Source organism: Methylobacterium sp. Leaf94 (genome assembly GCF_001426045.1).
Taxonomy (GTDB): domain Bacteria; phylum Pseudomonadota; class Alphaproteobacteria; order Rhizobiales; family Beijerinckiaceae; genus Methylobacterium.
The window spans coordinates 199,747-222,522 of the sequence record NZ_LMRM01000045.1 but is presented as its reverse complement, the minus strand read 5'-3'; the positions used below and the strand labels follow the sequence as shown (position 1 = coordinate 222,522).

22 protein-coding genes and 1 pseudogene are annotated in these 22,776 nt (G+C 71.7%); 12 read left to right on the top strand and 11 right to left on the bottom strand.

The annotated features are described in order from the left end of the window. Positions 1–216, top strand: a pseudogene (locus tag ASG63_RS19610) (1-deoxy-D-xylulose-5-phosphate synthase); the annotation flags it as partial. Positions 217–267: 51 nt separating this feature from the next. Here the strand turns inward: ASG63_RS19610 and ASG63_RS19605 are convergent. Then, positions 268–834 (bottom strand): superoxide dismutase family protein, encoded by a 567-nt coding sequence (locus ASG63_RS19605; RefSeq protein ID WP_056220398.1) that lies wholly within the window; start codon positions 832–834, stop codon positions 268–270. Positions 835–1,155: 321 nt separating this feature from the next. On the opposite strand from ASG63_RS19605, the gene ASG63_RS19600 reads away from it, so the two are divergent. Next, complete coding sequence (locus tag ASG63_RS19600; RefSeq protein ID WP_056220396.1) at positions 1,156–1,785, top strand: hypothetical protein; 630 nt, start codon at positions 1,156–1,158, stop codon at positions 1,783–1,785. Positions 1,786–1,866: 81 nt separating this feature from the next. On the opposite strand, the gene ASG63_RS19595 is transcribed toward ASG63_RS19600, so the two are convergent. Continuing rightward, positions 1,867–2,100: a GcrA family cell cycle regulator gene (locus ASG63_RS19595; RefSeq protein ID WP_055951417.1), complete on the bottom strand. Its 234-nt coding sequence runs from the start codon at positions 2,098–2,100 to the stop codon at positions 1,867–1,869. A gap of 457 nt (positions 2,101–2,557) precedes the next feature. Between ASG63_RS19595 and ASG63_RS19590 the strand changes: the two genes are divergently transcribed. The 6 genes from ASG63_RS19590 to ASG63_RS19565 all read left to right on the top strand — a co-directional run bounded on the left by ASG63_RS19590 (position 2,558) and on the right by ASG63_RS19565 (position 7,524). Next, positions 2,558–4,198 carry an inorganic phosphate transporter gene (locus tag ASG63_RS19590; protein WP_056220393.1) on the top strand — a complete coding sequence of 547 codons (1,641 nt, stop codon included), beginning with the start codon at positions 2,558–2,560 and terminating at the stop codon, positions 4,196–4,198. 427 nt (positions 4,199–4,625) lie between these two features. Further along, positions 4,626–4,955 (top strand): hypothetical protein, encoded by a 330-nt coding sequence (locus ASG63_RS19585; protein WP_056220389.1) that lies wholly within the window; start codon positions 4,626–4,628, stop codon positions 4,953–4,955. Positions 4,956–5,100: 145 nt separating this feature from the next. Further along, positions 5,101–5,853, top strand: coding sequence for an ABC transporter permease (locus ASG63_RS19580; protein WP_056220386.1), 753 nt, complete (start codon positions 5,101–5,103; stop codon positions 5,851–5,853). Position 5,854: 1 nt separating this feature from the next. Continuing rightward, on the top strand, positions 5,855–6,628 hold the full coding sequence (locus tag ASG63_RS19575) for an ABC transporter ATP-binding protein (RefSeq protein WP_056220383.1): 774 nt from the start codon (positions 5,855–5,857) through the stop codon (positions 6,626–6,628). A 143-nt stretch (positions 6,629–6,771) separates the two neighbouring features. Then, positions 6,772–6,990 (top strand): DUF2842 domain-containing protein, encoded by a 219-nt coding sequence (locus tag ASG63_RS19570; RefSeq protein WP_056220380.1) that lies wholly within the window; start codon positions 6,772–6,774, stop codon positions 6,988–6,990. 123 nt (positions 6,991–7,113) lie between these two features. After that, positions 7,114–7,524, top strand: a complete 411-nt coding sequence (locus ASG63_RS19565) for a hypothetical protein (RefSeq protein WP_056220377.1) — start codon at positions 7,114–7,116, stop codon at positions 7,522–7,524. 5 nt (positions 7,525–7,529) lie between these two features. On the opposite strand, the gene ASG63_RS19560 is transcribed toward ASG63_RS19565, so the two are convergent. Continuing rightward, a complete protein-coding gene (locus ASG63_RS19560; RefSeq protein WP_082501143.1) occupies positions 7,530–8,639 on the bottom strand; it encodes a polysaccharide deacetylase family protein in 1,110 nt (369 codons plus the stop codon). A gap of 191 nt (positions 8,640–8,830) precedes the next feature. On the opposite strand from ASG63_RS19560, the gene ASG63_RS19555 reads away from it, so the two are divergent. Next, entirely contained in the window at positions 8,831–10,024 is a 1,194-nt protein-coding gene (locus tag ASG63_RS19555) for a GNAT family N-acetyltransferase (protein ID WP_056220372.1), read from the top strand. A gap of 82 nt (positions 10,025–10,106) precedes the next feature. Here the strand turns inward: ASG63_RS19555 and ASG63_RS19550 are convergent, their stop codons facing one another. Continuing rightward, positions 10,107–12,458, bottom strand: coding sequence for an exopolysaccharide transport family protein (locus ASG63_RS19550; RefSeq protein WP_056220367.1), 2,352 nt, complete (start codon positions 12,456–12,458; stop codon positions 10,107–10,109). A 186-nt stretch (positions 12,459–12,644) separates the two neighbouring features. Between ASG63_RS19550 and ASG63_RS19545 the strand changes: the two genes are divergently transcribed. The 3 genes from ASG63_RS19545 to ASG63_RS19535 all read left to right on the top strand — a co-directional run bounded on the left by ASG63_RS19545 (position 12,645) and on the right by ASG63_RS19535 (position 16,271). Continuing rightward, on the top strand, positions 12,645–13,217 hold the full coding sequence (locus ASG63_RS19545; protein WP_056220364.1) for a polysaccharide biosynthesis/export family protein: 573 nt from the start codon (positions 12,645–12,647) through the stop codon (positions 13,215–13,217). A 212-nt stretch (positions 13,218–13,429) separates the two neighbouring features. After that, complete coding sequence (locus tag ASG63_RS19540; RefSeq protein ID WP_200917471.1) at positions 13,430–14,665, top strand: glycosyltransferase family 4 protein; 1,236 nt, start codon at positions 13,430–13,432, stop codon at positions 14,663–14,665. 79 nt (positions 14,666–14,744) lie between these two features. Then, positions 14,745–16,271: an undecaprenyl-phosphate glucose phosphotransferase gene (locus tag ASG63_RS19535; protein WP_056220358.1), complete on the top strand. Its 1,527-nt coding sequence runs from the start codon at positions 14,745–14,747 to the stop codon at positions 16,269–16,271. A 93-nt stretch (positions 16,272–16,364) separates the two neighbouring features. On the opposite strand, the gene ASG63_RS19530 is transcribed toward ASG63_RS19535, so the two are convergent. The 7 genes from ASG63_RS19530 to ASG63_RS19500 all read right to left on the bottom strand — a co-directional run bounded on the left by ASG63_RS19530 (position 16,365) and on the right by ASG63_RS19500 (position 22,767). Further along, the gene (locus tag ASG63_RS19530; protein ID WP_056220355.1) at positions 16,365–16,724 is read right to left on the bottom strand and encodes a hypothetical protein; all 360 of its coding nucleotides are present in this window, start codon (positions 16,722–16,724) and stop codon (positions 16,365–16,367) included. Between the two features lie 41 nt (positions 16,725–16,765). Continuing rightward, entirely contained in the window at positions 16,766–17,149 is a 384-nt protein-coding gene (locus ASG63_RS19525) for a calcium-binding protein (RefSeq protein ID WP_056220352.1), read from the bottom strand. A gap of 386 nt (positions 17,150–17,535) precedes the next feature. Next, positions 17,536–19,977 carry a TonB-dependent receptor gene (locus ASG63_RS19520; RefSeq protein ID WP_056220349.1) on the bottom strand — a complete coding sequence of 814 codons (2,442 nt, stop codon included), beginning with the start codon at positions 19,975–19,977 and terminating at the stop codon, positions 17,536–17,538. Positions 19,978–20,241: 264 nt separating this feature from the next. Beyond that, positions 20,242–20,877, bottom strand: a complete 636-nt coding sequence (locus ASG63_RS19515; RefSeq protein WP_056220347.1) for a hypothetical protein — start codon at positions 20,875–20,877, stop codon at positions 20,242–20,244. Beyond that, positions 20,877–21,764 carry an ABC transporter permease gene (locus ASG63_RS19510; protein WP_056220490.1) on the bottom strand — a complete coding sequence of 296 codons (888 nt, stop codon included), beginning with the start codon at positions 21,762–21,764 and terminating at the stop codon, positions 20,877–20,879. The genes ASG63_RS19515 and ASG63_RS19510 overlap by 1 nt, the downstream gene beginning before the upstream one ends. Before the next feature lie 5 nt (positions 21,765–21,769). Continuing rightward, positions 21,770–22,513, bottom strand: a complete 744-nt coding sequence (locus ASG63_RS19505) for an ABC transporter ATP-binding protein (RefSeq protein ID WP_056220345.1) — start codon at positions 22,511–22,513, stop codon at positions 21,770–21,772. Further along, positions 22,510–22,767, bottom strand: coding sequence for a hypothetical protein (locus ASG63_RS19500; RefSeq protein ID WP_056220342.1), 258 nt, complete (start codon positions 22,765–22,767; stop codon positions 22,510–22,512). Before ASG63_RS19500 ends, ASG63_RS19505 begins: the two co-directional genes overlap by 4 nt. Positions 22,768–22,776 lie beyond the last annotated feature (9 nt).

Sequence of the window (22,776 nt, the reverse complement as noted above, 5' to 3'; positions counted from 1 at the left end):
GTGCTGCACCTGCTGGCCGAGCGGGGGGCGCTGGATGCGGGCCGGGTCCGGGTGCGCACGCTGACGCTGCCGGACACCTACCAGGACCACAACGCGCCGGACGCCATGTACGCCGAGGCCGGCCTCGACGCCGCCGGCATCCTCCAGACCGTCAAGAACGCCCTGCCCGAGCGGAAGGCGCGTGGCGCCAAGCTCGTCAGCGTCGTCCAGAAGTAGCGTCGTCCCGCACCCCGCGGAGCCCTCGGCTCCGCGGGGTCGAACGAAGGCCTACTTGATCACCGCGCAGGCGATGCGGGCGCCGGCCCCGCCGATGGGCTGGGTGGTGTGATCGTCCTCGTTGGCGTGGATGATCAGGGCCGAGCCGTCGCCGTCCTTGAGGGCACCCTCGCCGGTCAGCGGCGTCTCGCTCGACACCTCCGCGTTCACCGATCCGTCGGCATTGGCGAAGACGTTCGGCAGGTCGCCCTCGTCCGGACCCTCGGGATTGAGCAGGCCGTGCTTGCTCTGGTCGTGGTTCACGTGAGCCTTCGACTTCTCGAACTTCGCGGTGTCCGAGCAATCGCCCACGGCATGGAAGTGGATGCCGTGCCAGCCGGGGGGCAGGCCGCCGGGCTGGATCGTCACGCGCATGACCAGGGAGCTGGCGCCGTCGCGGATCATGATCTTGCCGATGGGCTCGCCCTTCCCGTTCTGGATCGGGCTCTCGAAGGTCTGCGGGGCCGCAGGGGGCGCTGCCTCCGCGGGCGCCGCCGGGGCGGCGGGCTGCGCGAGGGCCGCCTGGGCGGCGAAGGCCGTGCTGGCCGCGAGGGCAAGGACCGACGGAAGTCGTCTCATGAAATGGCTCTCCTCTCCATGCCGGGTACGCCGGTGGAGCGTCAACGAAGATGGTCGCGGGGGGCTCCACGGCAATGCCGGGATGCCCGACCTTTCCCATGCCTGGAGCGGCGAGGCCAGATGCCGGGCCCTCGCGGACAGCTGTGTCCTGCGGCACCCAGGTGGTTGCCGTACGTGGACGAACTCTTAAGGTTTCGCTAAGTTTCCCGTGACGGGGCCAATGTCGGCGTCCGATCCGCCAAGTCTCCGCCGGTGGACGGTCCGCAGATCTTGGCGCGGCATGAACATCGATTGCAGCGTAAGACTCCTTGGGAGATTCCCATGACGTTCGCAGCCCCCCGCCGCCTCGGGTTCCTCGCTCTGATGCTGGGATTTCTGCCCGTCCTGGCGCATGCGCAGACGCCACCGTCCTCCGCTTCCGGGCGGACCTGGACCGACCCGCCGCCCCGGGGGACCGACGAGGCCAAGGCTCCGTTGGCCAAGGTTCCGCTGGCCAAGGCTCCGCTGGCCAAATCCTCGCAGACCAAGGCTCCGGTCACCAAGCCCGAGGCGCCCGAGCAGGCGGCCGCGGCGCCTGCCGAGGCGCGGCGCCCGACGCACGCGGCGGTCCGGACGCCGAAAAGCGCGCGTGGGAATACCCAAGCACGCGTGCGGGTCGCGCGCCCGGCGGCATCCCCGTCGCGTCGTCCTGCCGTCCGGACGGTGGCGCGCGCCCAAGACCGCCAGGACCCCGCCGTCCGCCGCGTCACGACGCGCCCGCCGGTGATGCGCTACAGCTACGGCGTCGTCCCGGAATCGACTGGCCCGTTCGGGTACGAGGACGACCGGGCCCGACGGATCCGCCAGGCCCAGGAGGCCGGGTACCTCGTGGTGCGGTCCCGCAGCGTCGAGTTCCCCGACGGCCGGCGCCTGCGCACCTATCGCCCCTACGAGGAGGAGGGCGACGACTAGGATGCGACCGGTTCCGCATAGGAAAACCCCGCCGGGGGGACCGACGGGGTTGGGGTGAGCGCGCGATGGGACGTCTGCGGATCAGCGCAGGCGGCCGGGCCGGGCCGGCTCGAACACGATGCGGCGATGGAACGCGCACCAGCTCTTGCCGTCCGGCGCCGGGGCGCCGCAGCAGACGGCGCGGTCGTTGGGCTCGCCGATGATGAATTTGCACACGAAGGCACCGGACTGCGCGAACGGCACCCGCAACTCGGCGGAGGGTTCGGCGATGGCATCGGCCTCGCCGACCTGTGACATGCGGACAAGCTGGTTCATGGATCGAATGACTCGCGGACTGGCTTTCGCGGGCGGGGCCCTGCGGCGTGTGACGGATCGGGAGCGTATCGCCTTCGGGAGGGCCTCTCCCCTGCATGGACACAGCGGGCGACCCGCGGACATGAATGGGAAGAATCGCGGACCTTGCGCAGGTCGGAAGCGCGGCCAGACCGGACGCGACAGCGTCATGATGCTTTTATATCTGGGGTTTGCCCCTCGGCAAACAAGTGCTGACGCATGTGTGTGTTGCAGCGCACAGGTTTCGGGCCGCTTTCTTGAGCCGCTGCGGGCCGGGCCGGCAGCCGTTACGAACCAAGAATGGGTTTCATCCCGGCCGCTGCCAGGAGGCCACCGGCTGTCATCGTCCTGAGACGGAACCGTCATAGAGCCCGGGACGCGCGGGGATCCTGCCGGGATCGACCCGCAGCGGCGATCGCCCAGCCGGGAGACCCGAATCATGGCCGATGCGATCGCCCCCGGACTCCGCCCGGTGCCGCAGGCGGAACCGGGCCGCCGCCCGGGCCCGAACCTCGACGGCCGCATCCCCGTCTCGGGCCTCCTGGCCTTCGCCCTCGTCCTCCTCGGCGGCCTCGCCTATGCTGGCTACAGCCTGATCCACGACATGAACGCGGTCGGCGAGACGCCGCTTGCGCTGGGGGCCTTCGCCCTCCTCGCCCTGGCCCTCCTGATCGCCCTGGCCTTCGAGTTCGTGAACGGCTTCCACGACACCGCCAACGCGGTGGCGACGGTGATCTACACCCACGCACTGCCGCCGGTGGTGGCGGTGATCTGGTCTGGCGCCTTCAACTTCCTCGGCGTCATGCTGTCCTCCGGCGCGGTCGCCTACGCCATCGTCACCCTGCTGCCGGTGGAGCTTATCCTGCAGGTCGGCTCGTCCGCCGGCTACGCGATGATCTTCGCGTTGCTGATCGCCGCGATTCTGTGGAACCTCGGCACCTGGGCGCTTGGCCTGCCGAACTCCTCCTCCCACGCCCTGATCGGTTCGGTGATCGGCGTCGGCCTCGCCAACCAGCTGATGGCGCCCGAGGGCCAGGGCACCTCCGGGGTCGAGTGGGGACAGGCCGTGACGGTGCTGGAGGGGCTGCTGTTCTCACCCGTCCTCGGCTTCGTCCTGGCGGCCCTGCTGCTCGTGGCCATGAAGGCGGTGGTCCGGCGCCGGGACCTCTACGAGGCCCCCGCGGGCGAGGCCCCGCCCCCGCTCTGGATCCGCGGCCTCCTCATCCTCACCTGCACCCTGGTGTCGTTCTTCCACGGCGGCAACGACGGCCAGAAGGGCATGGGCCTGATCATGCTGATCCTGATCGGCGCGGCCCCCACCGCCTACGCCCTCAACCGCACCATGTCGGACGACATGACGCCGGTCTTCGTGCAGCAGTCGCGGGACGCCCGCACGGTGTTCGCCGCCCGGGCCGCGGGTGCGGCCCGTCCCGATGCGGCGGCCGCCCGGGCGCAGGTCAGCGAGGCCCTGCGGACGAAGGCGCTGAACACCCCCGCCGTCTATGCGGCGCTGGCCGCCCTCTCGGACGACATCGCCGCCTCGGTGCAGCGCCACGGCGCGATCCGCCAGGTGCCGGCCGCCGCCACCCCGAACCTGCGCAACGACATGTACCTCGCCGCCGACGCGGTGCGGCTGCTGCCGGCCGCCGGCGCCGGCTTCCCGGAGGCCGAGGGCAAGGTACTCAAGGCCTACGAGGGCCTGCTCAACGACGGCACCCGCTACATCCCCACCTGGGTGAAGGTCTGCGTCGCCCTGGCGCTCGGCCTCGGCACCCTGGTCGGCTGGAAGCGCATCGTCGTCACGGTGGGCGAGCGCATCGGCAAGACCCACCTCACCTACGCCCAGGGCGCCTCGGCCGAGATGGTGGCCGCCGGCACCATCGGGCTGGCCGAGCTCTACGGATTGCCCGTCTCCACCACCCACATCCTGTCGAGCGGCGTCGCCGGCACCATGGCGGCCAACGGCTCGGGTCTGCAGGTCGCCACCGTGCGCAACATGGCGCTTGCCTGGGTGCTGACCCTGCCGGCCGCCATCACCCTGGCGGGCGGGCTGTTCGTCATCCTGCGGCACGTGTTCTGACGACGAGGGCGCATCGCGTCCCACCCCCCTGTTCCCAGGGGTCGATCCAGCCCGACGCGGCCCCCCGTGGACAGGGTGATCGCAGGGGAGGACGCGCCGCCATTCCGGGGCGCCGCAGGCGAGCCCGGACCCGAAGGGGCAGCGGCGTGCGATCCAGGGGCGCCGCCCGTCGATGGTCCTGCACCACCTGTGTGTCTGGATCCCGAGCGGCGCGGCCCCGGGATGACGGGGGGTGCAAGCGGGTTTCCGGCACGACGAACCCCCGCCGGGACAATCGCCGACGGAGCCCCCGGGAGCGATGACGGACCCCAACGGCCTCCGGGTCGGCGGGCCTATGGAGGCGGCCCCCCGCTTTCTTGAGGTCGCGCGGCGCTGCGTGTAGGTCGGGGACAGGCTCGACCCGGTTCGGACGGCCGCCAGGGACCCCATGCGCGTCTTCCTCACCGGCACGGCCGGCTTCATCGGCGACCCGTTCGCACGGCGCCTCCGCGACGCGGATCACGCGGTCGCGGGCTTGGCTGGCCTCCGCGACGATGACGACGTCGCCCTGGCGCGGGCGCGCCGCGCCGGCCGCGTCGGCGCACCCGGCGCGATCGCGGCGCTGCGGAGGCCTGTGGGGCGTCACCGTCTGTTCGCCTCCACCGGCCTGTTCGCCTCCACCGGCCCGGCCCAGGGTGGCCCAGCGCCCGGCCGGTCCCGCGAGACCGCCTCCGTCGTGAGGCCGCGGACCCGCGCCGCCGCCACTGGCGGGGCCTGAATGCCCCCACCCGCCCCTCCGCATCCGCTCCGGCCGGCTGCGCCGCGATGCCTTCACAACCCACGAGCCCGATGACCCCCAGACCCCTCCTACCGCGGCACCGCCCCCGCTCCGGTCCGGCCCGCAGCCTGCCGGGGCGCCGGCCATGATGGCCCTGCGCTCCACCGCCCTGGCGGCGGCCGGACTCCTCGCCTTCCTGCTGTTCTGGGAGGCGATGCCGCGCCTCGGCCTGATCAACCCGGCCTTCCTGCCGCCGCCGAGCACGATCCCGGCCGCCTTCCTCAACGAGGTGCGCCTCGGCGTCTGGGGTGAGGCGGTGCTGTCGAGCTTGAGCCACTACGTGACCGGCCTCGCCGTCGGCGCGGGGGCGGGTATCGCCCTCGGCCTCCTCAGCGGCATGTTCCGCTGGTTCGAAGCCGCCACCGCCTGGATCGTGCGCCTGCTGCGTCCGATTCCCGGCCTGGCCTGGGTGCCGTTCGCCATCATCTGGTTCGGCGTCCAGCCGGAGGCCGCCGTCTTCATCATCGCCATCGGCGTGTTCTGGATCGTCTTCTTCGCGACGCAGGGGGCGGTGCGCGGCGTCGACCGCGACCTCGTCGAGGTGGCGCAGGCCTTCGGCTTCGGCTCGCCCTGGTCCCGGCTCACCAAGATCCTGCTCCCGGCCGCGACACCGGGCATCCTCGTCGGCCTGCGCACGGCGCTGGGCCAGGCCTGGATGGCGGTGGTGGCCGCCGAGATCTTCGGCGTGCCCGGCGTCGGCGCCCGGATGATGCAGGCTTCCAGCCTGCTCTCCACCGACATCGTCGTCGTCTACATGCTCACCATGGCCGCCCTCTACGGCCTGTTCGACACGGCCTTCGTCGCCCTCCAGGGGTGGCTCCTACGGTGGCGCGCCTGAGATGCCCGAATCGATCACGCCTGAACCGATCATTTCCATCGCGGGCCTGAGCCTCGCCTACGCGCGCGCCGGCACCCGGACCGTCATCCTGGAGGACCTCGACCTCGACGTGGCCCGCGGCGAGTTCCTCGTCATCGTCGGCGAATCCGGGGTCGGCAAGTCCACCGTCCTGCGCGTGCTGATCGGCCTGGCCAAGCCGAGCTCGGGCACCGTGCGCCTCCGCGCCCGCCCCGACTGCCGCACGCCGATGGCCCTGGTCTTCCAGGATGCGCGGCTGCTGCCCTGGCGGCGGGTCGTCGCCAACGTCGCCTTCGGGCTCGAGGGCAGCGGCCTGTCCAAGGCCGAGCGCCTGGCCAAGGCGCAGGCGATGCTCGACCTCGTGGGCCTCGGCGACCTCGGCCAGCGCTGGCCGCACCAGCTCTCCGGCGGCCAGCGCCAGCGCGTCGCCATCGCCCGGGCGCTGGCCGTCGACCCGGACGTGCTCCTCATGGACGAGCCGTTCTCGGCGCTCGACAGCTTCACCCGCGAGGGCCTTCAGGACGAATTGCAGCGCATCCAGGCGGCGACGGGCAAGACCATCCTGTTCGTGACCCACGACATCGACGAGGCCGTGACCCTTGCCGACCGGGTCGTCGTGCTCGCCGGCAGCCCCGGCCGGCTGGCGGCCGAGATGCCTGTGACGGTGCCCCGGCCCCGCCGCCGCCGCGACGCCGCCCTGCAGGAGGCCGCCCGGCAATTGCGGATGGAGCTGTCGAACCGCTCGGCGGAGCTCTGAGGCGAAGGGTTACGGCAAGGAGCCTGGAAAGAAGCCCCGGGGCAGGGTGCGAAAAGGGTCGCGGGCCCGGCCGTTGCCATCGCTCGCCCGGCGCTCTACCCCCCCCCCCTGGGAGACACCCGTTCGCTTCGAGGACCAAGCCGATGCGCCGCCGCACCCGCTCGCTGATCGGCACGATCGTGATGCTGGCCTTCATCATCATCTACGCGCCGCTGGCCATGGCGCTGGCCGACAGCCGGATCTCCGAGACCCCGGCGGCCGTGCAGGCGGTGCTCTACGCCCTGCTGGGCATCGCCTGGATCTTCCCGCTGATGCCGCTCATCAGCTGGATGGGCAAGAACGACGCCGGGGATCGGGGCTGAGGGTGCCGGAACCGGGGAGAACCTCCGGACCGGCAAGAAAACGGCGGCCGGCGTCGGGTTTTCGCCGCACTCGGGCGCCAGACACGCGCCGTGTCATTCGTTAAAAGGCCGTCGTCCCGCTCAATGCCACGCCTGTGCACGCCCTCGCTTCTGCTCGGCCTCGCGATCCTGTCGGCCCTCCCCCTCCTGGCGGTGCGTCCCGCGCAAGCGCAGGGGGCGCCCCGCTCGGTCTCCGACTGCGAGCGCCTGAAGAACGACCTCGCCTACAACCAGTGCCTCGCCCTGTTCGGCCCGGCCGCCAGGAACGTCGCCGGCGGCGTCTCCGCCGGCGCCGCCTCGGCCGAGGTTGCCAACGCGCTGGCGGCGATCCCCCAGAGCATCGCCGCGAGCGCCGCGGCGACGGGGGCGGCGATCGCCTCCATCGGCCATCGCACGCGGCGCGGCCGCCATGCCCGCCACGGCCGCCAGAGCGTCAGCTTCGCCATTGCGGGCGGCGAGAGCCGCGCCTCTCGCCGACACCGCCGCCGGCGCTGAGGGCTTCAGGCGACGTTGAGCCGGCGGCCCCGGTTCCAGGCCAGGAACGGCACCCCCGAGAGCAGGGCCGAGAGCGCGGCCTCCGTCTGGTGGTGCCCGTTCACCGAGACCCGCGGCAGCGCGTGCAGGTGATCCGCATGGGCGGCGAAGAGGTGGCCCGGCCGGGTCGTGACCGCCGTGGCGAAGCCGAGGTCCCGGGCGAGGGTGAAATCGCGCGGGCCGGCTGAGGTCGGATCGCCCACCGGGTAGGACAGGTGCGTGACCGGGCGGCCGAGTTCGGCCGCGATCCGCGCCCGCCCCTCCGCGATCTCCCGGCGTGCGACGGCCTCGCCGTGCTTGGCCAGCATCGGGTGGCTGATCGTGTGGGCGCCGAAGGTGACGAGGGGGTCGCGGGCGAGATCCCGCAGCTCGGACCAGGACAGGCAGAGCCCGCCGGCCATGCGCCCCGGCGCCAGGCCGGCCTCGGCGCAGAGGGCGGCGATACCCGCAAGGAGCCGCGCCTCCGGGCCCGACCGCAGCCGCCGATAGACGGCCGCGAAGGCGGCGGATTTCTCGTGGGCGTCGCGGGCCGGCAGGTCGAGGCCCGCCTCCGGCACCCGGACCCGATCCAGGCGGCGGATCGCCTCTTCCAGTTCGAGCCACCACAGGCGCCCCTGTCCGCTCGCGAAGTCGCTGGTGACGAACAGCGTCCAGGGCGCCCCGTGCCGCCGCAGGATCGGGGCCGCGTGTTCGGCATTGTCGCGATAGCCGTCGTCGAAGGTGAGGACGACGAAGGGGCGCCCGCCCGCGGCGAGGCGCTCCGGCAGGGCGTCGAGGCCAAGGATCTCGAAGCCGCGCCGGCGCACCAGCGCCAGGGTCCGGTCGAGGAAATCCGGGGTGATGGCCAGGAGCCCGTTGGGGTCGTAGGGCCCCGGACGCCCGGGGCGGACGTGGTGGAAGGTCAGGATCAGCCCGCGCCCGCGCGCCACCGGCCCGAGCCAAAGGTCCGCCCGGCTCGCCGCGATGGCCCGGAAGCCGGCGGCGAACAGGCGGTGGCGTCGGCTCAAGGGGGGCGCCGGGGCGGCAGGGGGCTGCGTCGCGGACGTCTGGGTCGCGGGGGTCTCAGGAGCGGACATGGTGAATCCGTTTCGGCCTCGCCCCAGGGGACCACGCCAACCGGCAAGGTTTCGTTACCCACGCGCGCAGACAGCGGGAGCGTGGCGCCCCGGCGTCACCGCCGGGTTAAGGGCTGCGGGGCCAGGGTCGGCCCAGACGTCCGGCGGATCCCGATCCGCCGGTCACCCAGGATGATGGCAAGGATGATGGCATGGCCGTTCTCGCCCATGAACTGACCGGAGCCGGAGCGATGCGCGCACGGATGCGGCCCCGCCTCGCCGCGGAGGTCTTCCACGATCTGGCCGCCGCCGAGGCCCTGTGGCGCGCCCTGGAGGCCGATCCGGCCGTGCTGGCCACGCCCTACCAGCGCTTCGACTGGGTCGCGGCCTTCGCCCGGACCGCGCCGGGCGCGGACCTGCGGATCGTGGTCCTGCGCGATGCGGCCGGGCGTCCCCGCATGCTCCTCCCCCTCGTGGTCGCCCGCGAGGGCGGGGCGACCGTGGCCCGGGTCGTGGGCGCGAAGCACGCCAACTACCACATGCCGCTCTTCGCCTCGCGCGAGGCGGCGGCGATGCCCCCGGAGGACCTCGCCGAGGCCCTGCACCGGTTCGGCCGGGAGGCCGGGATCGACGTCTTCGCCCTCTCGCACCAGCCCCGCTTCTGGGACGGCGCGGCCAATCCCCTGCATCACCGGGCCGAGCCGGCCCCGAGCGACGGCTACGGGCTGATCCTCGGCCCCGATCCGGACGCGACGCTGAAGCGCGTCTTCAGCAGCGACGCCCGCAAGAAGCTCCGCGCCAAGGAGCGCAAGCTGGTGGAGGCCTTCGGGCCCGTGGCCTGCCGGCGCGCCGAGACCCCCGAGGAGACCGAGGCCTTTCTCGCCGCGTTCTACGCCCAGAAGGCCGCGCGCTTCGCTGCCATGGGTCTCGCCGACCCCTATGCCGATCCGGCGGTGCGCGACTTCCTCGCCCGGGCGGCCTCCCCGGCGGGCGGGTCGGTCCTTGAGGTGACGGCCCTCGTCGCCACCGAGACCGGCCGCATCTTCGCGGTCTTCGCCGGGGCGGTCGACGCCCAGCGCTACAGCGGCATGTTCACCGCCTTCGACGCCGACCCGGCCGTGAGCCGGTCGAGCCCCGGCGACATCCTGCTGCACCACCTCATCGGCGACCAGACGGTCCGGGGCCGCCGGACCTTCGACCTCGGCGTGGGCGAGGCCCGCTACAAGAGCAGCATCTGCGACGAGACCATCGAACTGGGCGAGGTCGCCCTGCCGGTGACCCTGCGCGGCCAGGCCTTCGCCCTCCGGACCGTCGCGGCCGCCCGCCTCAAGCGGCGCATCAAGCGCGACCCGCGCCTGATGGCCCTGGTGACGCACCTGCGCCGGCGCCGGGCGGCGGCGGAGTAGCGGGGTCCCGCCGGACGCGCGGCACCGCCCCTCGCGGATGCGGGGGGCGGTGCCGGCGGGACGGACGCCCGGGTGGGCCGGCTCAGGCGGCCGAGAGGCGCAGGGGCATCGCCTCGTCGGCGAAGGCGGGCGCCTCGGGGGCCAGGGCCGCGGCGGCGTGGTCCTGGGCCACCAGGATCTGGGCGGCGCCGGAGGCCTCGGCCAGGGCGTAGAGGTCGAGGAGGTCGGCATCCTCGGGGTCGCGGTCCGAGGCGACGATCGCCGTATCCATCAGGCTGCCCGCCACCGCCAAGATGTCGCGGGCGGTGCGGGCCTGCGGCGTGCCGAGGCGGCACACCACCCAGTCATAGGCCTGGGCCAGGGCGTCGAGGGTGATCGCCAGGGCCTGCGGCTCCTCGGCCAGGATGGCGGCGTCCACGAAGCCCCGCGGGATCGCATGCAGGCGCGAGCCGGGGATCGACTGGATCACGTCGAGGAAGGCGGCCTCGCCCGCCACCAGGTCGGTGAGGCCCACCTCGTCCGCACCGCAGGCGGGGCCGTTGAGATCGAGCACCACGACGCTCGCGCCGGCCGCGAGGCTGCTGCCGAGGCTGACGGCAAGGCCCGCCTCCAGCCGCCTGGCCGGCACGGCCTCGATCACCAGGACCGCGCGGCCCGCGCCGGACCGGGCCGGGCCCGCGCCGGTGCGCAGGCGGGCGATGAGCGGGTCGAGGGCGTAGGCGCCCGCGTCGGCGGGGGCCGGGACGGAGGTCCGGGCGGAGGTCGCGGCGGCCTCGGCCGCCTCGGTCCGTGCCGGGGCGAGGGTCGGCCGGGCAGGCGCCGCCTCGGCCGTCGGGGCCGCGCCTTCGGCCACCGGCGGGGCCGCCCCGGAGCCGCCGGCCTGCGCCGTGGCGGCGGCACCCGGCCGCGCGAGGGCGAGGGAGGCTTCGGGGAAGGCGAAGGGCTGGCGGCCATAGGCGGGGCGCTCGGCCTCCCCCTCGGAGTCCGCCTCGTGCCGCCGGCGGCGGCCCGGGCCGTCGGGGTCGCCGAGGAGGTGGTGGGCGATCACGCCGCCCATGGAGAACAGCAGGCCGAGCACCGCCGCCAGGAGGACGATCGGCAGCTTCTTGGGGAAGGACGGCGTCTCCGGCGTGATGGCGCGCGAGACCACGCGGGCATCGGCCGGGGCCGCGCTCTCGGCGTCGCGGGCCGAGGCCTCGCGGTAGCGGGCGAGGTAGGATTCGAGCTGCTCGCGCTGGGCCTTGGCCTCGCGCTCCAGGGCCCGCAGCTGGACCTCGCTGGAATTGCCCTTCGAGACCACGTCGCGCTGGGCGTCGACGGCGGCGTTCAGGCTCTCGACCCGGGCCTCGGCGATGCGGGCATCGTTCTCCAGGGTGCGGACCACGCGCTCGGCCGTGGCCTTGATCTGGGCGTCGAGGTCGGAGATCTGCGCGGTCAGTTCCTTGATGCGCGGGTGGGCGGACAGGAGGGTCCGGGATTCCAGGGCGAGCTGGTTGCGCAGGGTGATACGCTGCTCGACGGTGCGCCGGATGATCTCGTTGTTGGCGACATCCGGGATCTCGAAGGCGCGGCCGTCCTTGATCATCTCCTTGATCAGCTTGGCGCGGCCGGCGAGGTCGGCCTTGGCGGTGCGGGCCTGGGAGAGCTGGGTCGAGAGCTCGCCGAGCTGCTGGGCGCCGAGGGGCTGGCCGCCGGCCCCCCCGGTGGCGATCAGGCCATGGCTCGCGCGATAGGTCTCGACCTTGGCCTCGGCCTCGGCCACGCGGGTGCGCAGGGTCTCGATGTTGCCGCCGAGCCAGGTCGAGGCGTAGCGGGCGGTGTCGGTCTTGGCCGCGTCGAGGGAGGCGATGTAGAGTTCGGCGATGGTGTTGGCCGCCTGGGCCGCGAGGTGCGGGTCCTTCGAGCGGAACTCCACCGTGAGGATGCGCGACTTGCCGGCCGGGTAGACGGTCAGGCGGTCGAAGTAGGTCTCCAGCATCCGCTCCTCGGGCGGACGCTCCATCGGGTTCTTGGCCAGCCCGATCATCATCAGGGCGCGCTGGAGCGGGCCGAAGCCGGCGACGCCGGGGTCGAACTCCGCATTGCCGGCGAGCGACAGCCGGCGGATCGCCTCGCGGGCGAGATCGCGCGACATCACCACCTGCACCTGGCTCGCCACCGCCTGCTCGTCGATGGGCTGGGGCTGCTCGCCGCGCTCCTGGGCGGTGCGGGTGTAGGGCGTGTCGCGGCTCTCCAGCAGGATCTTCGCCTCGCCGGTGTAGCGCGGCGAGACCACCTGCACGAAGGCGATGGCGCCGATGGTGGCCAGGGCGGTCGGGATGACGATCCAGCGCCAGGACCGGCGCAGAACGCCTGCGAGCTGCGACAGCCCCAGGCCCTCGCTTCCGGCGGGGGACGCATCGCGCGTGGGCTCGAACAGCGAAGAGCGGGGCATGGCTCGATCTTTACGCAAGGCAAGGGCGTCGACCGCGGAGCGGCCGGCTTTCCACGACTAGACCGGTTTAAGGTTGACCGGACGTTAAGAACCGCGCGTTTCCTGCACCCCGAAGCGGGACGTCAGTGTTCGTTAACCATATCGGCTTAGGGCTGGGTTCGAATTCTCCTCACGACGGCAGTAGTGATGAACCGGCGATCACTCCTCTTAGCTCTCACGTCGAGCCTGGCGCTCGGCGGCTGCCTGCGCCCGGATTTCCGGACCGATCAGCTCGACGCGACGGGCACCGGCTCCATCGGTGCCCGCTACACCCTCTCCGCCGGGGACCGCCTCCGGGTCATCGTCTTCGGCCAGGACAACCTCTCGAACATCTACGCGGTCGACGGGGCCGGCAACATCGCCATGCCCCTCATCGGTCTCGTGAAGGTCGGCGGCCAGCCCACCAGCCAGGCGGCGCGGACCATCGAGGCCAAGCTCTCGGCCGGATTCGTCCGCGAGCCCCACGTCACCGTGGAGGTGGACGCCTACCGGCCGTTCTACATCCTCGGCGAAGTCACGACCTCGGGTCAGTATCCCTACGTCAACGGCATGGCCGTGGAGACCGCGGTGGCGATCGCCGCCGGCTTCGGGCCCCGCGCCGCCCGCGACTACGCGGTTCTCACCCGCGAGGGCCGGGACGGCCTCGTCTCCGGCATCGTGCCGATGACTTACCCGGTGCGCCCCGGTGACACCATCGTGATCAAGGAGCGCTTCTTCTAGGAGCCCCTCGTCCCGGCCGCGGCCGGATGCGGACGATGCCCTCGCGGCGGTTAGGACTCGCCTAACTGAACCGAGAACTATTCCGCTCGTCCGGGCCTTCGCCCGACTCGGCGCGGGTCCCGCCTTAACGGTCCACGCACCGGTCGTGCGCCAAGGTCTCGCGACGGACGAGCGGCCCGGCCGCTCGCGCTACGGTGCGTGGAGCAGCTGTCGTGAACGCGTTCCCCCTCGGTTCGACCGGTGCCAGCGACCCGGGCGCGGCGCTCAGCGCCGCCTCGGGCGGCCTCCCCGCCCAGCGCATCCTGCACGTGTTCCGCGCGCCCGTGGGCGGCCTGTTCCGCCACGTGGTCGATCTCGCCCGCCTGCAGGCCTCGGCGGGCCATCAGGTCGGCATCGTCTGCGACGCCTCCACCGGCGGCGAGCGCGCCGCCCAGGCCCTGGCCGAGCTCGCGCCCAGCCTCGCCCTCGGCATCACCCGCCTGCCGATGCGGCGCAACCCGCATCCCTCCGACCTCGCGGCGCTCCGCACCATCGCCCGGCGCGCCGCGGCGGTGGGGGCCACCGTCCTGCACGGGCACGGGGCCAAGGGCGGCGTCTACGCCCGCCTGGCCGTGGTGCCCGGCCCCGCGCCGATCCGCGCCTACACGCCCCACGGGGGCAGCTACAATTACAAGCCCGGCACCCTGCGCCATCGGTTCTACATGGGCCTCGAGCGCCTGATGGGCCTGCGCACCGACGTGTTCCTGTTCGAGAGCGAGTACGTCGCCGGGCGGCACCGGGCCCATGCGGGGGACCCGCGCCGCATCACCCGCATCGTCCACAACGGGATCAGCGAGGCCGAATTCGCCCCGATCGTGCCCGCCGCGGACCGGGTCGACCTCGTCTATATCGGCGAGTTGCGCGACGCCAAGGGCGTGCCCTTCCTCCTCGACGCCCTCCTGCGCCTACGCGCCGCGGGCCGTCCCCTGCGGCTGCTGATGGTGGGCTCCGGCCCCGATTCCGCCATCCTGTCCGACCGCGTGGTGGCGATGGGCCTCGGCGAGGCGGTGTCCTTCGAGCCGCCGCAGGCGATCCGCCCGGTGCTGGCCCGGGGGCGGCTCATGGTGGTGCCCTCGCTCGCCGAATCCCTCCCCTACGTGGTGCTGGAGGCGGCCGCCGCCTGCCAGCCCCTCGTCGCCACCAATGTCGGGGGCATCCCGGAAATCTTCGGGGCCGCGGCCTCCGACCTGGTGCCGCCCCGCGACGGGCAGGCCCTGGCCCAGGCCATCGCGCGGGTCCTCGACGAGGATCCCGAGGCCTCCCGGCAGCGCTTCGAGACCCTGGCGGCCTCGGTTCGGGCCCGCTTCTCCATGACCCGCATGGGCTCCGACGTGCTCTCCGGCTACGCCGCGGCCCTGCGCGCCCGGATGCCCGGTGCGGGCCACGCCGTCGCGCCCACGGCTCCGTGACGCCCGCCCTTCCGTCCCCATCCGACCCGCAACCCCGCTCCCCGTTTCCAAGACGCGTGCCCGAGCCCGGAAGTCAGCCATGAGCGCCTTCGATGTCCGTGACCTGCTGGATGCCGCGGGCCGCTTCGGACCCCAGTCCGAGGGGGGGGCGGCCACGGCGCTGCCGCCCGCCGAGGCGCGGATGCGCCCGGCCGCCCCGAAGCTGCTGTCGCCGGTGGTGCTGGCCGGCTGCGTCCGGATCGCGGAGTTCGCCCTCGTGGCGATTCTCGGGATCGTGATCCAGCGCCTGCAGCTCGCCGGGATCGTGCCGCTGTCGCCCCGCTACCTCGCCGCCACCCTCGGCCTCGCCGCCCTGGCCGTCTGCCTGCTCCAGGCCGTGGGGGCCTACCGCATGGCGGCCTTCCGCACCCTGCGCGGCTCCGCGCTGCGGCTGGTGGGCGCCTGGTCGCTGGCCTTCCTCCTGGCGGCCACCGCCATGGTGTTCGCCAAGATCGCCGACCACTATTCCCGGGTCTGGATGGCCAGCGTCTTCGTCGCCGGCCTCGCCGCCCTCCTGACCGGCCGCCTCGCCCTGGCGCGGTTCATCACCGCCCGGAAGCAGCGCGGCCATTTCGACCGCCGCACCGCCATCGTCGGCGGCGGCCCCGTCGCCGAGGACCTGATCCGCGCCCTCGACGCGGAAGCGGAGTCCGGCGTGCGCATCGTCGGCGTGTTCGACGACCGCGGCGACATGCGCTCCGACACGGTGGTGGCCGGCTACCCGAAGCTCGGCACCGTGAGCGACCTCGTCGCCTATGCCCGCACCACGCGCCTCGACCTCATCATCTTCACGATCCCGATCGCCGCCGAGGACCGCATCCTGCAGATGCTGGCCAAGCTCTGGGTCCTGCCCATCGACATCCGGCTCTCGGCCCAGGCCTCGAAGCTGCGCCTGCGCCCGCGGGCCTATTCCTATCTCGGCGCGGTGCCGGTGCTCGACATCTTCGACAAGCCGATGGCCGACTGGGACATCGTCGCCAAGAGCATCTTCGACCGGGTGGTCGGCTGCGCGATGCTGGTGGTCCTGGCGCCCGTGATGCTGGCGGTCGCCCTAGCGGTGCGCCTCGGTTCGCCCGGGCCGGTGCTGTTCCGGCAGAAGCGCTACGGCTTCAACAACGAGCTGATCGAGGTCTACAAGTTCCGCTCGATGTACGTGAACCAGAGCGATGCCGGCGCGGCCCGGCTGGTCACGCGGGACGACCCGCGCGTGACCCCGGTGGGCCGGTTCATCCGCAAGACCTCGCTCGACGAACTGCCGCAGCTGTTCAACGTCATCAAGGGCGAGCTCTCCCTCGTCGGTCCCCGGCCGCACGCCCTCCAGGCCAAGGCCGCCAACACCCTCTACGACCAGGTGGTGGACGGCTACTTCGCCCGCCACAAGGTCAAGCCCGGCATCACCGGCTGGGCCCAGGTCAACGGCTGGCGCGGCGAGACCGACACCAGCGACAAGATCCAGAAGCGCGTCGAGCACGACCTGCACTACATCGAGAACTGGTCGATCCTGTTCGACGTGAAGATCATGCTGGCGACCCCGGTCTCGCTGTTCCGGACCCGGAACGCGTACTGAATCGACGGGCCCGCCGCCCCCGGAACGCGACAAGGGCCGCCCCCCGGGAGGGGGCGGCCCTTGTGCCGTTCGCGGGATCGAGGCGGCGAGGGCCTACGGCAGGGCGCCGGCCTTCTTCTTGGCCTCGGTCATCGTGTCCTCGCAGCCCTTCATGTCACCGGCCTTGTCCTGGGCACGCGCCTTCTTGATCAGGTCGCGGGCCTCGGAGATGCCACCGGCGCTGGCCGTGGTGGACGGGTCGGTCGGCTTTCCCTTGGGGGCGTGATCGAGGGCCTTGTCCGAGTGCGAGGAGGTCGGGCCGCCGGGCGGCTCCTTGCCCGTGACCTGCTCGGCGCCGGCGCTGTCGAGGCGGCGCTCGATCGTGGCGATCTGCTCCGAGCAGGACGATGCGACGGCGGGTCCGGCCGCGCCGAGCAGGATGAGGGCGGCGGGCAGGACGGTGGTGATCCGCATGGATGGGCTCTCCGGGTGGGTCGGCCGCCCCGCGGGCAGCCTTACTTCATCAGGGTCGCCAGAGAGACGCCTGCGGGCGACGAGAGTTCCTTCGCGTCGATGGTCCCCTCGGCATCCGGGTCTGCGGCTTTGAAGCGCGCCGCCACCACGGCGAGGTATTCCTTCTTGTCGAGGGTGCCGTCGCTGTCCGGATCGGCGGCCTTCAGCTCGGCGGGGGTCAGGAGGCCGTTCAGCTCCTTGGCGTCGAGGGTGCCGTCCTTGTCGGGGTCGAGCATGTCGAACTTCTTGGAGGCGGCGGCCTGCGCCTCGGCGAGGTCGATGGTGCCGTCCTTGTCCGGATCGAAGGCCGAGACGTCGGCCGCGAAGGCAGGAGCGGCGCCGAGCAGGACGGCGATGAGGGTGACGGCGGACAGGCGGGACGACATCTCTGAATACTCCGAAGATCATCGGGAAGAACTGTCAGGTACTTCCCCGAGAAGGACATGACCGGGGCGAGTCGGCCCGAGTCATGGCGAGTCGAGTCGACGACTCAACTTGCCATCTGGTAGAAGAATCGGGAGAATCCGGCAACCCCTGCGGGGATGTTTTGAACTCATGCCTGGTTCGAAGCGGCAAAATCGCTGGATCGTGAGGTCAGGGTGGGGTTTCAGGGGTGAGTTCGGACGGACCAAAAACGAACGGCGCAGCCGCGAGGCTGCGCCGTTCGTCTTGTCAGGCGGAAGATCTGCATTCGGGCCCGGCCTGGTCTTGCCGGGGCGCCGTGCGCAGGGACCGCGCGCTTCGGGGGAGGCCCCCGAAGCGACGCGTCGGTCTACCAGGTCACCCGGACGCCGCCATAGGCCGAGAGCGGCTGCACCAGGGTCGTGGTGCGCGGATCGTTGATCACGAAGTTGCCCGCGACCGCGCCGGTCTCGGCGAAGGTGCCGAAATTGGCGTAGCGGTTGTTGAACAGGTTGGTGACCAGGGCGAAGACCTGCACGTTCTGGGTGACCTGGATGCTCGTGTTTAGGTTGGCGGTGAAGTAGGGCGGCAGCTTGCGGTTGATGTTCGACTCGTCGCCCCGGTAGTAGGACGAGGAGAAGGCCGACAGGTTCATGCCGAAGGTCCAGATCGGGGTGATCAGGTAGTTGAACCCGGCCTTGAACTGGTGGTTCGGGATCAGCGGCACGTTGTTGCCGCGGCGCACGTTGATCAGGCCGTCATCCGCCAACGGGTTGTTGGGCGAGGACAGTTCGCCCTCGAACTGGAAGGTGGCGTCGATGAGCGCGTAGTTGCCGTAGAGGCTCAGGCGCTCGCCGACATACTCGCCCGAGACCTCGATGCCCTGGCGCTGGGTGGCGGGCACGTTCACGAAGTAGCCGCGGGCGGCGTTGCCCGGCACCGCGACCTGCAGGATGTCGTTGCGCAGGTCCGTGCGGAAGGCGCCGATCTTGTAGTTGAACAGGCCGTTCTCGTAGAAGTTCGGCACGGTGCCGCGGAAACCAACCTCGTAGGTCTGGCCGGTGACCTGCTTGAGCGGCGGATCGGCCACGAGCGAGTTCGGCAGCAGGCAGGGCCGGTCGGGATTGGCGCAGGCGAGCTCGAGGGGCGTCGGGGCGCGGTTCGACTCGGAGTAGCCGCCGTAGAGGTTCAGCCAGGGGAAGAACCGGTAGGTGGCGCCCACGACCGGGTTCACCTTGGTGAAGTAGTGCGTGCCCGTCACGTCCGGGGAGAAGCCGGTCTGGTCCTGGGTCGAGATCCGGGCGAAGTTGAGCCGGGCGCCGGCGGTGAGCGACAGGGCGTCGGTGACGTCGAAGGTGTCGAGGGCGTAGAGGCCCATGTAGAGGTTCGAGCCGGTGACGTTGCTGGGCGCGATGCCGAGGGCCGCCGCCGTGCGGATCGCCTCGGTGCCGAGGCCCGGGATGGTGCCGTAGTTCGGGTTCAGCGGATCGGTGGTGACGCTGAGATCCGGGTTGATCACGCCGAGCGTGCTCGAGGACTTGTAGGAGTAGTTGGCCGCATCGATGCTGCCGCCGACCACGAAGGTGTTGTTGTGGCCGAAGACCTGGTCGCGGTTGGTGGCCTGCAGCGTTCCGCCGTAGCCGACCGCCTCGGTGCGGATGGTGTCGAGGGTGCCGTAGGGGACGCCCGTGGTGAACGGGATGCGCTGGCCCTGGCGCCCGACGATCGTGAACTGGTCGCGAAAGGCCCGGTCGCTCAGGGCGCCGCGCTCGAAACCGTCATCCTCGAAGCAGAGGAAGCCGCGGTTGCTGGAGCGGGTGCTGCACTGCTCGAAATTGCCGTCGTTGCCGTCGATCACGAACTGGCTCAGGCGGCGCACGTAGGCGTTGCCCTGGAGGTCCCAGGTCGGCGAGACCACGACCTTGCCGGTGACCTGGATCTGGCCCTGCTCGGTGGAGATCGTCTGGGGCGAGGTGAAGATCGCCCGCTCGTTGACGTGGGTGAAGTCCACCGGCGTGGCGGCGGCGGCGCCGAAGAAGGTCTTGGCGCCCGAGGCGATGATGTGGAACTCGGAATCCAGGGTCTTGTGGCCGAGATCGGCGTAGACGCGGCCGATCTCCGAGGGCGACCGGAAGCGCCAGCCGCCGTCGCGCAGGCCCTCGCCGGCGAAGTAGAAGCTCCAGGGTCCGATGACCTCGCCGTATTGCAGGGAGCCGCTGATGCGCCCGTCGGAGCCGCCGCTGACGGTGACCTCCTTGCCCTGCCAGGTGAAGCCGTTCTTCATCTCGATGTTGACGGCGCCGCCCAGGGCGTTAAGGCCGAAGACGGGGTTGCCGGTGACGATGTCGATCCGGTTGATCGCCACCGAGGGGATCAGATCCCAGTTCACCACGTCGCCGAAGGCTTCGTTGATGCGCACACCGTTCTGGTAGACGGCGAGGCCCTGCGGGGCGCCCTGCAGCGGCGAGGCGTCGAAGCCCCGATAGGTCAGGGTCTGGCGGAAGCTGTTGCCCTGCCCGTCCGACAGGTTCACGCCCGGCGTCTTGCGCGCGAGGGTGAAGGTTGGGTCGAGGGTCGCCCGGTCCTGGGCGAAGTCGGCCGCCGTGACGGTCTCGACCGTGTTGGGGATCCTGTAGAGCGAGACGCCGCCGCCGCCGCCCGTGGCGCTCACCGGCGTGGTCGCCACCACGTCGAGTTCGCTCAGCGTCACCGCCTGCTGCCCACCCGCCGGCGCGACGCCCTGGGCGCAGACCGCGCCCGGGATCAGTGCCACCGACAGCAACAGGCTGCCGCGCAAGGTCCGCTTCATCATCCCCAGCCCCTCGGTCGTCTTGGTGTCCCTGCCCCTTGTCCGGGGCTTCGGTCACACCTTTGAGAGGATCCAGGATGAAGAACAATCGTGCGGCGGGCCGTTTCCGTGGATTTGCGGCGCCAAAGCTTGCTTGGCCGTCCGGCGTGGCGTCGCGGACACAATTTCGGGCCTGATTTCAAGGCCTTAAGGACGTTTCAGCAAGGCACCCGGGATAAACTGGCAATGGCGACCGCAAGGGCGCGGGCCGGGGCCGGCCCCCTGCCCTCAAAGGCGCGCCTGGATTCGCCGGGCGATCTCGCCGAGGCGCTGTTCCAGCAGGGTCGGGACCTCGCAGACATAGGTCAGGGACTGGCTGCGCTCCTGGAAGATGCGCCGGTCCCAGGTGAACTTGGTCTCCAGCTCGGAGGCGTCCTTGGGGATGTCGCGGGCGTCCTGGGCGCTCGGACCGTCCTTGGTGGCGCTGATCTGATCGGCCTCGTCGCGGATGCGCTCGGCCATGCGGCGCTGCCCCTGGGCGTAGCGGCCGATGCCCGAGATCACCTTGTTGCGCTCGCCGTTGATGACTTCAAACACGCCGGCGAAGACGCGGGTCAGGCGCTTGTCCTTCTCGGGGGCGACCTTGGCGGCGAAGGCGTCGAGGAGCGGGTCGACCTCGTCGAGGGCGGTGCGCCGCGAGGCGATCTTCTGGGCGAGCGCCGCCGCTTCGAAATCGTCGCCCCAGGCGCCGGCGGCCTCAAGGTCCGGCCCGGTCCAGACCGTACCGGGGCTGAGGGTCGAGACCTTGCGCTGGACGCAGGGCCAGTCGGGATCGCCCTTGGGCTGCGCCAGGGCCGTTCCGGCCCCGAGGGCGAGCGCGGCGAGGCTCATCAGGGTACGGGCGGATATCGTGCGAACGGTCATCAGGAATTGTCTCCGGCCGGGCCGCCGCGCCGGGCCATGATGCCACGGCCGGGATCGTAGGCCACGACGGCGAGGGTGAAGAAGGCGAGGGTGGTGCCCACGACCACCGCGCAGGCGACCGGCTCGAACTGCCCGTAGAGGGCGAAGCGCACGAGCTGCACGGCGTGGGAGAAGGGGTTTGCCTGACAGATCCAGTACAGGGTCTCGGAGGATTCGCGGATGCGCCAGAGCGGGTAGAGCGCCGAGGAGGCGAAGAACATCGGGAAGATCACGAAGTTCATCACGCTGGCGAAGTTCTCCAGCTGCTTGACCATGGAGGAGAGCAGCAGGCCGATGGCGCCGAGCATCAGTCCCGAGGCGATGAAGGCCGGCAGCGCCGCCACGTAGCCGATGGCCGGGATGTCGAGTTCCCAGAACCACGCGATGGCCAGGAAGGCGTAGGCCTGCACCACCGAGACGGTGACGCCGGCGATCAGCTTGGCCAGCAGCAGCAGCCAGCGCGGATAGGGGCTGGTGAGCAGCACCTTCATCGAGCCGACCTCGCGGTCGTAGACCATCGAGAGGGAGGATTGCATGCCGTTGAAGAGCTGGATCATCACGGCGAGGCCCGGCACCACGTAGACCTCGTAGAGCACGTAGGTCTGGTAGGGCGGCTCGATCGAGACGCCGAGCGTGTTGCGAAAGCCCGCCGCGAAGATGAACAGCCAGACCAGGGGGCGCACGAGCGCCGAGAAGAAGCGCTCCTTCTGGTTGAAGAAGCGCAGCAGCTCGCGCCGCACGATGCCGCCGAGGCAGATCAGGTAGCCGACCGCGTCGAGGCGCCCGAGATGGGGCACGGGCGCCTCGGCCTGTGCCGAGACGGCCGGATAGGGGGGCGTGCGCTCCATCGTGCTCATGCGGCCTGCCGGGCGGGTTCGGCGACGAGGCGGCGGAAGGCCGCCTCCAGGGTCTCTTCGCCTCGGGCGATGGAGCCGGCGGTGCCGCGCGCCACGATGCGGCCCTTGTGCAGCACCACCGCGTCGTCGCCCGCGTCGATCTCCTCGAAGATGTGGGTGGCCCAGAGCACCGACAATCCCTCCTCGCGCACCAGGGCGCGCACGATGGCGACGATGTCGGCGCGCGATTCGAGATCGAGGCCGACGGTGGGCTCGTCGAGGAGCAGCAGCCGGGGCTCGTGCACCAGGGAGCGGGCGATCTCGATGCGGCGGGACTGGCCGCCGGACAGGGTGCGGACCTTGTCGTCCCGCCTGTCGCGCAGCCCGACGCGGGCGAGCAGGCTCTCGATCCGCGCCTTGGCGGCCTTGCGGGTGATGCCGTGCAGGCTGGCGTGGTAGAGCAGGTTCTGCGCGACGGTGAGGTCGGTGTCGAGGGTGCGGGCCTGGAACACCACGCCGAGGCGGGCCAGCGCCCGGCTCGGCTCCCGGTCGAGGGCATGGCCCAGGATCGAGACCTGGCCGTCTTGGTTCGCGTAGAGCCGGGTGATCACCGAGAACAGGGTGGTCTTGCCCGCCCCGTTCGGCCCGAGCAGGGCGGTGAAGTGCCCGCGGGGCACGCTGAGGGAGACGTCGGACAGGGCCGCCCGCGTGCCGAAGCGGTGGCTGACATGGGCGACCTCGAGGGCGGGGCTTGCGCTCACGGCTTCAAGGCCCGCCGGGCGTCGCCGACCGCGTCGAGGCACTCGTCGAACTCGCCCTCCCCCAACTCGCGCTCGGCCACCCGCAGGGCCTTGTTGAGCTTGGGCTGGGCCGCCTCCGGGGCGGGCTTGGCGAGTTCGGCCTTGATCATCGCGATGCCCTCCACGCAGGCGGCCTTGTCGTCCGCGTGGGCGGCGACGCTCCCGAGGACGAGGACGAGGAGGACGGAGAAGGCAAGAACCGGGGGCGCGCGCATCAACAGGGG